This is a genomic window from Fibrobacter sp. UBA3718 (genome assembly GCF_002371935.1).
Lineage (GTDB): Bacteria > Fibrobacterota > Fibrobacteria > Fibrobacterales > Fibrobacteraceae > Fibrobacter.
On sequence record NZ_DFHR01000008.1, the window covers coordinates 147850 to 160917 of the forward strand.

Below are 13068 nucleotides of genomic sequence, written 5' to 3' on the forward strand. Positions count from 1 at the left end.
TTTTCTGCGACAGAGCGGACTAGTCCCGCAGGAATCCCGTGAGCGGGTCGGACGCGGAAGCGCCGCGCGTAAGGACGCGCCCAAGGCCTGCAAGGTAGGCCTTGCGACCCGCCTCGATTGCAAGCTTGAAGCTCTGCGCCATCATAGGCAAATCGCCAGCCGTGGCAAGCGCCGTATTCGCCATGATCGCGGCGGCCCCCATCTCCATTGCGGCACAGGCCTCGGAGGGTTTCCCGATTCCTGCATCCACGATAACCGGAAGTTCAATTTCGTCAATCAGAATTTGAATAAACTCACGAGTGGAAAGGCCCTTGTTGCTCCCGATCGGGGCAGCAAGCGGCATCACGGCGGCGGCCCCCGCGTTCACAAGGTCGCGCGCCACGTTCAGATCCGGATACATGTAGGGCATCACCACGAAGCCTTCCTTCGCAAGCGTCTCGGTCGCCTTCACCGTCTCGTAGTTGTCCGGCAAGAGGTACTTCGTGTCGCGCATGATTTCAATCTTCACGAAATCGCCGCAGCCGAGCTCGCGGGAAAGACGCGCAATGCGGACCGCCTCGTCGGCGGTGCGGGCGCCGGAGGTATTGGGGAGCAAGGTCACTCCTTTCGGGATATAGTCCAGAATATTTTCATGGTCCTTCGTGTTCGCCCGGCGTACCGCGAGTGTCACAATCTGTGCACCCGCATCGCGCACCGCAGCCTCAATCAGCTTCAGCGAATACTTGCCAGACCCCAAGATAAACCGCGATGTAAATTCATGATTTCCAATAACGAGAGTATCTTTTTTTTCTTCCATTTTACTTTACCTTTTTCCGCTTTTTCGGAGTAAAATATAGAATTTCTTAACGTTTTTCTAACGCCTCCACCACCAGCAAATCGGCGGGGAGCCAATCCACAGAATGCAACTCCGCAGGAGAGAGCCACCTTGCAGCTTCGTGTTCCAGCAGTTCGGGAGACTTTCCGCCCGCAACCGTGCAAAGATAGCAGTGCATGGTCAAGTGAAAAGCGGGATAATCGTATTCCACGGTGCATACAAAATCACCGACAAGGACATCGACGGCCAGTTCTTCCCTAAGTTCGCGAACAAGCGCCTGCTCGGGAGTCTCGCCGGGTTCCATCTTTCCGCCGGGGAATTCCCAGTAATCCTTGTAGTCGCCATAACCGCGCTGGGTAGCGAGCATCCTAGTCCCCGCCAACCGCGGATCGCCATCACAAATAATACCCGCCACGACTTCTATCGTTTTCATGGCGGGTAATTTAGAAATTTTACGATGTAAAGGCTACTTGACTATAACGCGGAAGATACGTCCGCCCTCTTGCGACTTGACCAGGTAGGATCCAGGACGCTTGACCAGAGAGGCAGTCTTCGCCTGCAGATTTTCGGAGCCCTCGCCCATGAAGCGCGCAATAAATTTTCCCTGCATGTCGAACACGCTGTAGCTGGAAACACCCGACGAACCGAGCCGCATGATACGTGCTGCGACCGAAGTCGTAGTATCAACTGTCGACGAGGTATCGGCTGTTCCGCACTGAGCCGCCGCACAAAAATCAAGCCAGTCAATGTTTACGTAATTGCCAACGATTTCGAGCTTGAGCACGTGCTCGCCCGCCGTGAGGTTCACCTTTCCCGCATCGAACGTGGAATAAGTCTCCCAGTCGCTACCCTGCGGGAATATCACGTCGTCCGTAACGGCCTTGTCGTCGAGATAAAGCTTGAAGCCCGCATTTTCCGAAGATGTCGCATAGCTCGCGGACAGGCCATACTCGCCCGCCTCGGCCACCTTCACGGTGTATTCGAGCCATTCGCCTTCCTGCGTGTAGCCGATGGCGTAACCCGAGCCGCCCTTCACGATATCGACAGCGTCTTCACGATACTCGCCGCCCTTGTTGTCGTCGTCTTTGTCGAGGTATGCCTTGCCCGAACCGCCGACATCGTAATTTTCGACTTCGACCTTGCCTGGGATTGCGGCGGCGACATCTTTATAAGGAGCCTGCGGGATAATCGGGGTGATGTAGACGCGGTAGCCGTACTTGGTATTCGAGATGTTCACCGGCACCGTAATCTTGCCGTCATTCACGTCGTATTCCTTGTCGGACACCAGGTTCGTCGAAGGAACGGCCTTGTCCTTGTTTTCCCAGACCACGTATTCCACCGTCACATTCACCTTGTTGCCAAATGCAGAGGGAATGCCCGAGATGTTCACATTGATATCGCCCTTGGTGTTTCCGCCAAGCACAATGCTCGCAAAGCCCTTCTTTTTATCGAGAGCGGCAAAGCCGTCCACGCCGTCGCTTTTGTCGTTGGGAGGCGTAACCTTGGCCATGTAGCCGCTCATGTCGCCATACCACTTATAGAGCCACCAGCCGCCACCGCGTTCGTTATTGGAGGTAAGGAGGCTCCCCAGACGGCCCGGAAGCGGTACGAACCACCAAGAAATCATGGCGCTTTCGACACCGTGACGTTCGAACTTGGCGATAAACGGTACGGACAGGCCAGGGCATCCTTCCTCGGAATGTTCCTCGGAGGAATACTCGTTGATGCTGAGAGGACGCGGCTTGACATTATACTTCTTTTCGAGAGCGCGGTAGGTCTCGACAGCGCCCACAAAGCCGCCACTTCCCCACTGGTGCCAGCTTACAACGTCGGGCATGCAGTTGTTCTGCGAGCAGTACTTCACGAATTCTTCCATCTTGGAAGCATGGTAAAAAGAATACGACGGACCGATAATTTTTGCCCCCGGGTCCATCTGGCGAATCAAATCATAGGTCTGTTTCCAAAGACCGGAATTGAAGTCGATGCCAGAGACCTTCCAGGTGTCATTGGGCTCGTTCCAGATTTCGTAGCCGTCAAAGTTCTTGTTTTTGGAAGCAAGCTTGTCGTTGATGACGGATTTCACCTCGTTTTTCCAGTGGTCCATGTTCTGGAACTTGTAGGGCCAACCAGGCAAGACGTCGGCCAATCGAATTTGGATTTTGGCGCCGATGCTTTCGACACGCGGGGCAACGAGAAACGCACCACCGATGCCCTGCTGACGGCCGCTACCGCTACGAGCCGGCGAAAGAAAGACGTTCGGCTTGAGCGGGGCGACATCTTTCTCGATATTGGCGGGAAGCGTCTCGGTAAGCCCGTAAAGCGAGCCCGTGGCCACGTGGGTCACCGGCTTGATGCTGTCCCCCAGGCTCACGTTCAGATTGACGGCCGCGTCCGAAAAGGCGGCCAAGGCTAAAATAGCAACAAAGCTGTTTATCTTTTTCATAAACATCTCCATAATTCACCAATAAAAAAATACCCCTTTTTTAGGGGATATTTTCACTTTTTTATCATTTTTCTATGGATGGATTGTCAACGGGATATTGGGCGGCACCTTTTTCACGCTAGGTCAAGAATAATCCGCACCACCGTCAGGGCCTGGTGGGCAGCGCAAAGCATCACACGGGGAGCAACGAGCCCGATTCCGTCGTTCACGTCGCTTTTGCCGTCACCGCAAACATAAAAGCGTTTGGTCACCTTGCGGGTCGTAATTGAATTTCCGCTATCGTAGCCCGCCATTCCAGAAGCCGCGACTAGGTTCTTTTCAGGCATATTTTCGAGCACCGTATTCACAAGCATCGCCTTCGCCTCGGCATTGTCGAACGCCTCGCAAACCACGTCGGCCTTGGCCAGGAGCGGGACCGCATTTTCGGCAGTCACCTTTTCGAAATGCGTTTCATACTCCGTATACGGCGCGATCTCTTTCAAGTTCGAAAGCAGAGCATCCGGCTTCGGCATGCCCACCTGGCACGCCCTGTACTGCTGGCGGTGCAGGTTCGTCACGTCGACGCAATCGAAATCAATCAGGATGAGTTTGCCGACACCGGCACGCGCCAGGGAAATCGCGATATTTGAACCAAGCCCGCCCAAGCCGCAAACGGCAACCGTGGCAGCCTGCAACTTGCGTACGGCATCTGCACCTTGCCGCTTTTCTAGCGCGGCAAGCATCTCTTCGCGAGTCGGCACGCGGAAATCGCACATCTGCGAAATTTCGGATTGCATCACCCGCCGCCCACAAAGTTCACAACCTCGACGACATCGCCATCGGCAAGCACCGTCTCGGCATACTTTGCCTTCGGAACAATTTCCTCGTTCCGTTCCACAGCGATGCGCACGGTATTGTACCCCGCTTCCGCAAGGTATTCGGCAACGGTCTTGCCAGCCGCATCGACACTCTGTCCATTAATCGTAAGCATGTGAACAAATATAGGAAAAGTTTTCAGGCTATCGGCTTTTCTATAAAACGTTGCAAAGAATCGGCGATTCTTAATACATCATTTAAAGGAAATTTTTCCCGTTCCTTATCAAACAACCCGGCAAAGGCGCCATCATTAATTATCCAATATTTGGAGAAATCCTTATTGATATTATCCACATACGCCCCTATCATAATACCAACTCTATACACAGGATAACGGTTTTTCGTCCACTCATTAATCTTCCCTTCTAGCCATCTCCCCTGCGACTCTATTTTATGCATCAGGTCACTTTGCAAGACACCTGTGCTATCAATGAGTTCACCATCTTTAAATATAAAGTCCGCTTGGTTATAATCCCTATCCGGCAATGCCCAATTCTTTGTATCAATGGTAAATATTCCTTTCGTACTAATTATAACATGGTCTATGTTAAATTTTCCGCATACAACATCATGAAAAAAAATGTACTGTTAGAAGAAAGCCTTTCCAACTTTGTGCCTACATAACGTTCGCCATCAAGACCTTTGCGATGATTTCTTATTTGCCTATTAATTTTTCTTACTTTGACAAACGCCCTTACAGAAAAGACGACTAAAAGGATTGTCACAAAAGCAACAGAAAGAAGATTTACTTGCATAAAGCCCAAATAAATCATCCAAATAAATATAGACGCAACAAACGTCACCATCGGTAGCAGCAACGTTTCAAACGATTCATCACCCAATTGATTGATTTTATTCTCTAGAGATTCACCTTGCACATGGGGTCTGAAATGCTGTTTGCGATTCATAAGAACTATTCCATCTCCCATTTCAATACGGGGTACCCATCATTGAGTTCGGAATCATAAGCGAATTCGTCACCGAGGAGTTCGGCAAAGTCGTTAGATTTCATTTCATCAGCGGTTTTGGGCTTTGCAACGCCGCCACCATTATTGAGACCGAAAGGTTCTTGGTCGCCTTGCTCCAGATAATAGTAGTCCGCCATTGTAGTGTTGTAGTTGTAGCCAATCATCAAGCCGATAAGCGAATCACCATCGACTTTGCCAGTGGAATAAGCGGAACTGGTGACGCCTTCTTGATTATATCCAACAATTCCCCCAACATAGGTTAAACCAGAAATATTCCCAACATTATAGAGCAATTTTGATTTTGTGTAGGACATCGAACTAACAATCCCTCCTGTACCCCCTTCTCCAGTAATATTACCCTTATTCACTAAATTATCAATAGTTCCATAGCACACTTCACCAGCAATGCCTCCAACATAGCGCAAGCCAGTCACATCACCATCATTATACGCCTTTTGAATCACCCCACAGGGATAAAAATCATAACACGAATAACTTGATGTTTTGTTTAAGGCCAAATCATTTAAGGTAACAGAGCCTCCGCAATGTCCGATGATTCCGCCAACAAAATGTTTTCCAACAACATTCCCGCTATTCCTTAAATTTTTCGTTTCATTTTTAGAAGAACTACCAACACCACCAAATACTCCTCCAACATAACCAAACCCCTCAATAGCACCTATATTTTCCGCGTCTTCTACCGTAACATAAGTAGCACACCCAGCAACTCCGCCAACATTTTTTTCACCAGCAATAAAGCCCATATTTACAGCTTTTTTTATCACTGAATTTGTCTTATAATCTTTTTGATAAGAACTACCAATTACACCTCCAATACACTCTTCTTTTCCAGACACGCTGGCCAAATTTTTCGTACTTAATACGGAACCTGTACTACGTCCAACAATACCCGCAGAATATTCTCCTCCATACACCCAAGAATTCTCAACAGTCAAATTCTGTATCGTTCCACTAGAATTTCCAAACAATCCATTGTGTGTACTTGTGGTATTGATGAACATGCCGCTAACGGAGTGTCCATCGCCATCGAAAACGCCATCAAAGACAACGCTCGAATTGCCAATAGGAGTCCACTTGTGGAGCTTGGTTGAATCACCAACCAAGGCGCCCTTTTCGTCGATGACATCGCCTTTGTTCAGCTTGATATCAGCTCCGAGCTTAAAGAACTTGCCCTGGTACGCCTTGTCGCTCGAATTCACAACAAATGAGAGATGAGCCAGCTGTTCCGCAGTCAAAATAATGTACGGGCTCAACTTGGTTCCCGCGCCGCAAGCAAAATCCTTCGCAGTGGTTCCGTCCCAAGGCTCCCCTGCCTCCCCGACACAATCTTCATCTAGGTCCTCTGTACTACTAGAAGATTTCTTGTCACCGTTTTTACTCTCGGAACTTGTACCCTTTTTGCTGGAACTGCTGATTTCAGACGAATCATCGTCATTTTTAGGCGCAGAGACCGTTTGCGAGCAAGCAACAAGCAATGCCGCAATTCCAATAAAACCAAACAAAGAGTAGCGCATAAAAGCCTCAAAATAGTCTATTCATTAAAATATATATTATGCCACAAAAAAGAAATACGCGAGAATTATTCCAATATGGAAATTACAAAAAGACCTTTTTATCTCTTGACAATTTAATTTCTCAAATCTATACTTAGTGCACGAGTGAGTAGGAGTACTTACTAAACAACCAGACGAACCCCCGCCTTTTCTTGCATGCAGGCGGAAGGAGCAAAAGATGAATACTAGCCAAACCAGGCAAGAAAAAGTTATATTGCCATTTAGCAATAGATGTACCCCTTCATGACATTAGACGACAACGCAGAAATTGTCCATTCCGAAATGGGCAACGACGGCCGAGTCAAGGTTTACATCGAAAAACCCGATGCAAAAGACGGTTTTCATCGGGCGACATGCTATTTACCCTCCTACACATGGGAAGATATATTCGGTTTTTCAGATGAGGAACTCGACCGCTACAAGAAGGTGATCGAGTCAACGGCTCATCTGATAATGGAATTCTCTCAGAAAGGTGGGTTTAGCAATGCCGCAAATCTTTAAAATAGGCTCTTTCTGGGTTTACTTTTGGTCCAACGAAAACGATCCGTTGGAACCAGTTCACGTTCACGTATCCTAAGGCTCTCCCACTGCTAACGCCACCAAAATCTGGATTACAAAAGCAGGCAAATGCCTTCTTGCACACAACAATTCTCACATCAATCCGAAAGTTCTTCAAAACATTCTTCGGATTATTGAAGCAAGGAACGAAGATGTCATCAACAAATGGAAAGAATTCTTTGGGACGATTTCGTACTACTGCTAAGCCCCGTTCCTAGAACATCACGCGATAGCGGATTCGTCTGTCGAAATGGCGGCCCTTGAGGTCGCGGTAGCCATTGCGGGGGCGCATTTCTCCAGCACGGAGAACACGATTATCGCGGGTATCGATCCGGCGGATTGCATCCGTCGAATCCTTCACGCCCTCGTCGAACTTGATGTTGCCTACGAGCGTTTCGCCGCCGAGGCCTTCCGCTGTCAGGTAGAAGTCCTGCACGCCCTTGAGTTCCGGCAGGTTGGTGCAGCGCACGTCAATCCACTTGCTCGCGTTACCCGCCGAAGGCAACTCGCACTTCGAAATCACGTCGCCCTTCTTGCTATCCTTGCGGATGTTCAGCGTACCGCCGGCTCCGTTCTTCACCTGCACAAGCACGCCCGGGCCCACGATGGAATCCGTAATCACGTTCTCGAAAATCGCGTAGCCGCCGTCCTTGATGGCGAACTCGTCGTCCGCAGTCAGACGCACGCGGATGCCGTTGTCAAAGCCGTTCGCCGGAATCGTGTCGCGGATAATGCGCAAGAAGTCGAGGCGGTCAAGTTCCGCATAGTGCTTGCCCTTCGTAATCTCGATAAAGTTCGAGCCGCGCTTGAGTTTCGCGGGGATGTACACCACCGACTTCTCGGGGAAAGCGCTCCATGCGCCTGTCAACGGCAGCTCCACTTCCTGATTTTTGCCGTTGACGCTCACAAAATGCGAGCTACCGTTTGCACCGTCTTCGGTCCAGTTGTTGTCATAGCGGTAGCGAATCAGGTAGTCGCCCGCCTGCGGGATAATCATCGGCAGGCGAATCTTGCTGTCTTCGTAGTTGATGTAGGCACAGAATTCCCCGTTCGATGCATCGGAACTGCTCGAAATATCCACGTGCGTCAAGGCGCCGTGTTCCGCCTCGGCACTCAGGTAACGCCCGAGGAACGGCTGCCCCAGTTCCGGCCAGCCGTCGTCGGTGTAGACGATATCGCGAACTTGTATGTAAGAATTTCCGCCGTCGTTCTTGTCGTAGTAATGGTTCACGAAACGCTGGCGGTTCACATCCTGGAACGCCTCGCCGCCCGCAGGCCCGTAGTAGCGCCCGTAACGGCTCAAAAGAATCGTGCCGCCGCCATTCAATAGAGCCTTGCCGCTGCGGTCCACGTACCCGCCGTCGATGCGGTTAGAACGCCCCACCGTCGTCTTGTAGGAATTGTTCTCGAGGTCGGCACCCTTCTTGCAGCAGTTGTCCCACGCCGTAAACAGGTAGTAGTAGCCGTCGTGCTCGATGAGGCTTGCGCCCTCGATTCCCGAGCCGCCGCGGTTCGCGATGTTGATCATCTTCGCACCGTCTTTCACCTTGCCCGTCGATTCGTCAAGTTCCAGAATGTGGATGCCCGTGCCCCACGAACCGAACGCCATCCAGACCTTGCCATTCAGGTCCTTCAACACCGCCGCGTCAATCGCGTTGTAGGCGTCGCTCTTGACCGTGTGAATCACCTCGCCCATGTCTGTCCAGCCGTAGCCGGGCTTTGTCGGGTCGATTTCCTTGCTCGCCATGAACCCCATGCCCGACGAGCGGATGCCCATCTCGGAACCGCAATAGTACATGCGGTATTCCCCGCCAATGTAATGAATGTCCGGCGCCCAGATGTCAATCATGTTCGGCGCGTACTTGTAAAGCCACTGCGAAAATTCCGGCATGGCGGGCTCACCGTTCTTCCAGTTCAGCGCATCCTCGGAAAACTGCATGAGCATGTGGTTGTCCGTCGTCGCGAGCGCATAGCCGTCCTCGTAACGGATGATGTCCGGGTCATGCCCCGCCCAGCGCGTCTCCTTCGCGTACCAGTCGGCCGCAAAGGCCGAACAAGCTAAAGTAAGTATTGCCGCAGTCGTTACGACAGACGCCTTGCCAATCCCGAATTTCATTTTTCCTCGCTTTACCCATACACCATACCCTAAATTTATACACCCTTAAGCCATTCGTCAACCACCCAACAATCCAATACCATTGATTTTTTTACAACAAGAAACAGCGTTTTTCAGCGTCCAACCGCTTGCGAACCCGCATAAAATATGGTATATTCAGAAAGCAAGTCTTATAGGGGCTCTTTATGAGCCGAGGGAAAACTTAGAGAGCGAGGTTAATCATGATCACGGTTGACAAAGAAACAAGAAAGATTGAGTTTTATAAGAAACATGAAGGTGATAAAATCTGGCATGTTCGTTATGTAGGTCTTTGCGGTCATCAGGCGGTATCCTTTGATAAGAAAAAAATTTTATTCCTTTTTGGCGATTATCCAAAGAATTTTACAAAGGAAGAAAAAGCTTTATTTGATAAAGAGAATCCTTATTGGGCAAACTTTTTTAATAAGGATTAACTGTAGATTACCTCTTTCCTTTGGTGTTGAGTCTTATAAGGGCTCTTTATGAGCCGAGGGAAAACTTACAACTCGTTCGATTCTCGTGAGGTGGCCGAAGCTTTTGCAAATGAAATTTTGAAAGATATAGAGGAATGGAAATAAATGAAGAAGAAAAAAATCATAATAAGACTTTTGATAGCTTTGTTGTGTGCGATTATTTTTGCGTTGTTGGTTCCTTACGTTTACGGAGAAAGATTTACGCATTGTCGCTGGGGAATGGCTTTTTTATTTTGGATGTTTTGTTCTGCTATTGCAATATCTCCTGAAATCACGATAATTCCCATGAATTTAATAGAGAAAAAGAAACGGGAACAAACATTTGATGAAATTCTTTCTGGTAAAGAGGAGCCTAAAGAGGAGGAAGACTTTGATACACTAATTTCCAAGAAGAAATGAGATTTGTTATCTTATAGGGGCTCTTTATGAGCCGAGGGAAAACTTATGAAAAAGATTCTTTCTGTCATGCTGCTCATGTTTGCTGTTGGAGCAAACGCACAATTCACCAAGGTGTATGAGGCTCCAATTTCTGGAAATTATAAAATACCTTGGGGCAAAGTTCTTTTAAATGGCGCATATGATGCTGAAAAATTGAATGACATATATTCACCATATCATGTGTACCGTTCAGGTGATATCGTCAACGTTCTTAATCTTGAAACTTTGGAAATAGAGTTCAAACTTGACTTAACTTCGGTTATAGACACGTCATACTATTATACTTATGTGTCTTTCTATAAGAATTTGTTCAAAAGTGATAAATCCTGGAGCTGTTTTTTAATGCCTTATACAACGACATCAGCTTCTTTTGGGTTGGATATTTATGACAACGGAAAATTAACAAAAACAGATATAAAAACCACATCAACATTTCCGTCGTTAAGAAGTGGTAATGGAAAATTGCATTTGGTGGCGTCCTCAAGCACTTCATTAGAAGTTTATTTGGTTCGTAATAATTTGCCGCAAACGACGGCGATTCCCTACAATTCGTCCTATATTTCCGCACTGAAAAGAATATGTGATGAACATGAAGCAAAACTTTTCAATGCTGTTGGACAGAAAATAGATGATGCTTATTATGGAACTTTGCCGGATTATTTGAAAAAGACTATCTACGCAAAATAAGCAAGCTAATTTTGCGTTTCCAATCTTATAGTGGCTCTTTATGAGACGAGATAAAACTTATACCGTGGCAAAAGCCTGATTACAAATGAGATTGATTAACTCACCCAAGGCCGCTATTTGGAAGTCTTTTTTTTGCCATTTTAAAAAATGTATTGACAAATAAGCAATATATTTATATATTAAGGTCATTTACATCACGGAACATGCGTTCGACAGGATGCTTGAAAGAGGTTTTACTCCCGAAATGCTCGGGAAATTCCTTAACTCGGCATATCGCATCGAAACGGCGAACGACGGCCGATACAAACTGATCGGAGTCGTGGATGGAGTTTCGTAGACTCTTATCGTTGAATCGGACATGTACACGGTGGTCACCGTGAGACGGTCACACGGAGGCGAAACATGACAAAAGAAGAACTCAAGGCCGGCCTGATGGCAGCGGGCCATGTCGTGGTCGAAAACCACTTGACAAAAGATGAGCTGGAAGATGTCGAGCGCGAACTCGACGAAACCGTGGGTATCGATGACGAACGTATGGCAGAACTCGCTGCAAAGGCGAAGGCTGCGTTGTCTTCTGGCCGCAAGCGCATGAGGATGGTGTCGCTTCGACTTGATGACGAAACGGTCGAAAAGATGAAAGCAAAGGCCGCTGAACTCGGCATGCCTTACCAGGCGGTGGCAAGGAAGGTTTTGCAGTCGGCTTTCGCTTAAATTCTCGAATAATTTTTTTACTGAACTGGTCGCCACCTGGCGGCCTTTTTCATCTTATAGGGGCTCTTTATGAGCGGAGGAAAAAACTCGTTCAAAACTCAAATTTCAGCCCCTCCATTCTGCAAATTCGGCCCATTAGTCAATATTTATTGACAATTCAATTAAAACAATATATATTTATTGACATCATGGGTAAGAAAAGCGTAACTCTGCTACCAAAAACAGGTAAAATTCTTGAACAGATGGGAGAACAGATCCGTCTGGCACGCATGCGTCGTAAAATTTCTGTCGCGCTTGCTGCCGAAAGGGCGGGCGTCAGCCGAGCATCGGTATGGGCGGTGGAAAAAGGTTCCGCGGCAGTAGCCATCGGCATTTACGCAGCAGTACTCCACGCCATAAGCGGCATGGACACCGACCTTCTCAAAGTCGCCGCAGACGATGAACTCGGCCAAAAACTCCACGACATCGAACTCCTAAAGAAATATCACCCGGAGAAGCGCACGCCCCAAAACAACCATCACCGAAATGCAAAAAATCGTCAGCGCAAACTGGCGTAAAATTGCAACAAAGAACGGGATTTCCCGAAACGAGCAGTCCTTTATGGAAAGCGCCTTTGCATCTAGGTAATCACCCTGTTTTACTTTTTTTCAGCGTCTAACCGCTTGCGAACCCGCATAAGTAAAGATATATTCAAAAAGCAGATCTGATAGGGGCTCTTTATGAGCCGAGCTAAAACATGACGAACATATCTTCGCCGACGAATACGAATTTGTTTCCGTCTAGTCCGTTTAAATAACCTTTGTGTTTAATTGATATTTGTGTTTTTGTTATATTGTAAAAATGTATTTTTTTAACGAATTGGAATAGTGAAAATATGAAGGATCAAAAAAATGAGATGGAAGAGGTGTCAAAAATAAAGATTTCGGGGTATGTGATTTTCTTTGCATCGATAGTTGGCGGATGGCTTGGCCTGCATTGTGTTATTGCCCGTCGATACCGCAGGGCGTGTGTGTATTTTCTTATGGGTGGAACGCCCTTTGCATGTCTTAATGGGTTGATGAATAAGTCGGGCCCAGTGTGGTTTTATTTTATTGCGTATTCTCTGATGTTTATTCAGATAATATGTAATTTGATTGATACTTATAAAATCAGTAGAGGAAATTATACGGATAAGACGGGAAATATTATATATACTAAAAGTCAGTGGATGCCAATAGTCTTTATTATATTTGCTTTTTTGTACCTGCGCTCCTTTTATTATGATGTAATTCATCTTGCGGTTCAAGTGGTTAAATTATTGCAATAACTGTTTATTGGGAAAAAGCCCGTAACGGGCTTTTTGCAAGCATATTGCGAGCGGTATTCCGTAAAAAATAAAGCCCCGGTTTATGAGCTGAACCCAAAAAGTTGGAC

The 13068-nt window shown here is 47.7% G+C and carries 15 protein-coding genes and 1 pseudogene; 7 read left to right on the top strand and 9 right to left on the bottom strand.

The features are described 5' to 3' along the window. Positions 1 to 19 precede the first annotated feature (19 nt). The 8 genes from B4A77_RS02525 to B4A77_RS02560 all read right to left on the bottom strand — a co-directional run bounded on the left by B4A77_RS02525 (position 20) and on the right by B4A77_RS02560 (position 6615). A complete protein-coding gene (locus tag B4A77_RS02525; protein ID WP_290725885.1) occupies positions 20 to 796 on the bottom strand; it encodes a thiazole synthase in 777 nt (258 codons plus the stop codon). 46 nt (positions 797 to 842) lie between these two features. Beyond that, complete coding sequence (locus B4A77_RS02530) at positions 843 to 1247, bottom strand: (deoxy)nucleoside triphosphate pyrophosphohydrolase (RefSeq protein ID WP_290735698.1); 405 nt, start codon at positions 1245 to 1247, stop codon at positions 843 to 845. A gap of 33 nt (positions 1248 to 1280) precedes the next feature. After that, positions 1281 to 3257 carry a cellulase family glycosylhydrolase gene (locus B4A77_RS02535; RefSeq protein ID WP_290737994.1) on the bottom strand — a complete coding sequence of 659 codons (1977 nt, stop codon included), beginning with the start codon at positions 3255 to 3257 and terminating at the stop codon, positions 1281 to 1283. A gap of 113 nt (positions 3258 to 3370) precedes the next feature. Then, on the bottom strand, positions 3371 to 4033 hold the full coding sequence (gene thiF / locus B4A77_RS02540; RefSeq protein ID WP_290737997.1) for a thiamine biosynthesis protein ThiF: 663 nt from the start codon (positions 4031 to 4033) through the stop codon (positions 3371 to 3373). Continuing rightward, entirely contained in the window at positions 4033 to 4227 is a 195-nt protein-coding gene (thiS, locus tag B4A77_RS02545) for a sulfur carrier protein ThiS (protein ID WP_072978161.1), read from the bottom strand. Before thiS ends, thiF begins: the two co-directional genes overlap by 1 nt. Before the next feature lie 23 nt (positions 4228 to 4250). Continuing rightward, positions 4251 to 4694: a nuclease-related domain-containing protein gene (locus B4A77_RS02550; RefSeq protein WP_349678367.1), complete on the bottom strand. Its 444-nt coding sequence runs from the start codon at positions 4692 to 4694 to the stop codon at positions 4251 to 4253. Then, on the bottom strand, positions 4655 to 5020 hold the full coding sequence (locus tag B4A77_RS02555) for a hypothetical protein (RefSeq protein ID WP_290737999.1): 366 nt from the start codon (positions 5018 to 5020) through the stop codon (positions 4655 to 4657). The genes B4A77_RS02550 and B4A77_RS02555 overlap by 40 nt, the downstream gene beginning before the upstream one ends. Positions 5021 to 5025: 5 nt before the next feature. Continuing rightward, on the bottom strand, positions 5026 to 6615 hold the full coding sequence (locus B4A77_RS02560) for a hypothetical protein (protein ID WP_290728060.1): 1590 nt from the start codon (positions 6613 to 6615) through the stop codon (positions 5026 to 5028). Positions 6616 to 6897: 282 nt separating this feature from the next. Between B4A77_RS02560 and B4A77_RS02565 the strand changes: the two genes are divergently transcribed. After that, positions 6898 to 7155, top strand: coding sequence for a hypothetical protein (locus tag B4A77_RS02565; protein ID WP_290728058.1), 258 nt, complete (start codon positions 6898 to 6900; stop codon positions 7153 to 7155). Then, a pseudogene (locus tag B4A77_RS12835) lies at positions 7139 to 7417 on the top strand (DUF4160 domain-containing protein). Before B4A77_RS02565 ends, B4A77_RS12835 begins: the two are co-directional and overlap by 17 nt. A gap of 9 nt (positions 7418 to 7426) precedes the next feature. Here the strand turns inward: B4A77_RS12835 and B4A77_RS02570 are convergent. Beyond that, positions 7427 to 9328, bottom strand: coding sequence for a family 43 glycosylhydrolase (locus B4A77_RS02570; protein WP_290738002.1), 1902 nt, complete (start codon positions 9326 to 9328; stop codon positions 7427 to 7429). Between the two features lie 221 nt (positions 9329 to 9549). Between B4A77_RS02570 and B4A77_RS02575 the strand changes: the two genes are divergently transcribed. From B4A77_RS02575 to B4A77_RS02595, 5 genes are all read left to right on the top strand, one after another. Further along, complete coding sequence (locus tag B4A77_RS02575) at positions 9550 to 9780, top strand: DUF7675 family protein (protein ID WP_290738005.1); 231 nt, start codon at positions 9550 to 9552, stop codon at positions 9778 to 9780. 144 nt (positions 9781 to 9924) lie between these two features. Continuing rightward, positions 9925 to 10218 carry a hypothetical protein gene (locus B4A77_RS02580; RefSeq protein ID WP_290738008.1) on the top strand — a complete coding sequence of 98 codons (294 nt, stop codon included), beginning with the start codon at positions 9925 to 9927 and terminating at the stop codon, positions 10216 to 10218. 45 nt (positions 10219 to 10263) lie between these two features. Then, positions 10264 to 10944: a hypothetical protein gene (locus tag B4A77_RS02585; RefSeq protein ID WP_290738011.1), complete on the top strand. Its 681-nt coding sequence runs from the start codon at positions 10264 to 10266 to the stop codon at positions 10942 to 10944. A 402-nt stretch (positions 10945 to 11346) separates the two neighbouring features. Then, positions 11347 to 11655, top strand: coding sequence for a CopG family antitoxin (locus B4A77_RS02590; protein WP_073115056.1), 309 nt, complete (start codon positions 11347 to 11349; stop codon positions 11653 to 11655). Positions 11656 to 11843: 188 nt separating this feature from the next. Then, on the top strand, positions 11844 to 12212 hold the full coding sequence (locus B4A77_RS02595) for a helix-turn-helix domain-containing protein (RefSeq protein ID WP_290738016.1): 369 nt from the start codon (positions 11844 to 11846) through the stop codon (positions 12210 to 12212). The last annotated feature ends 856 nt before the right edge of the window (positions 12213 to 13068 follow it).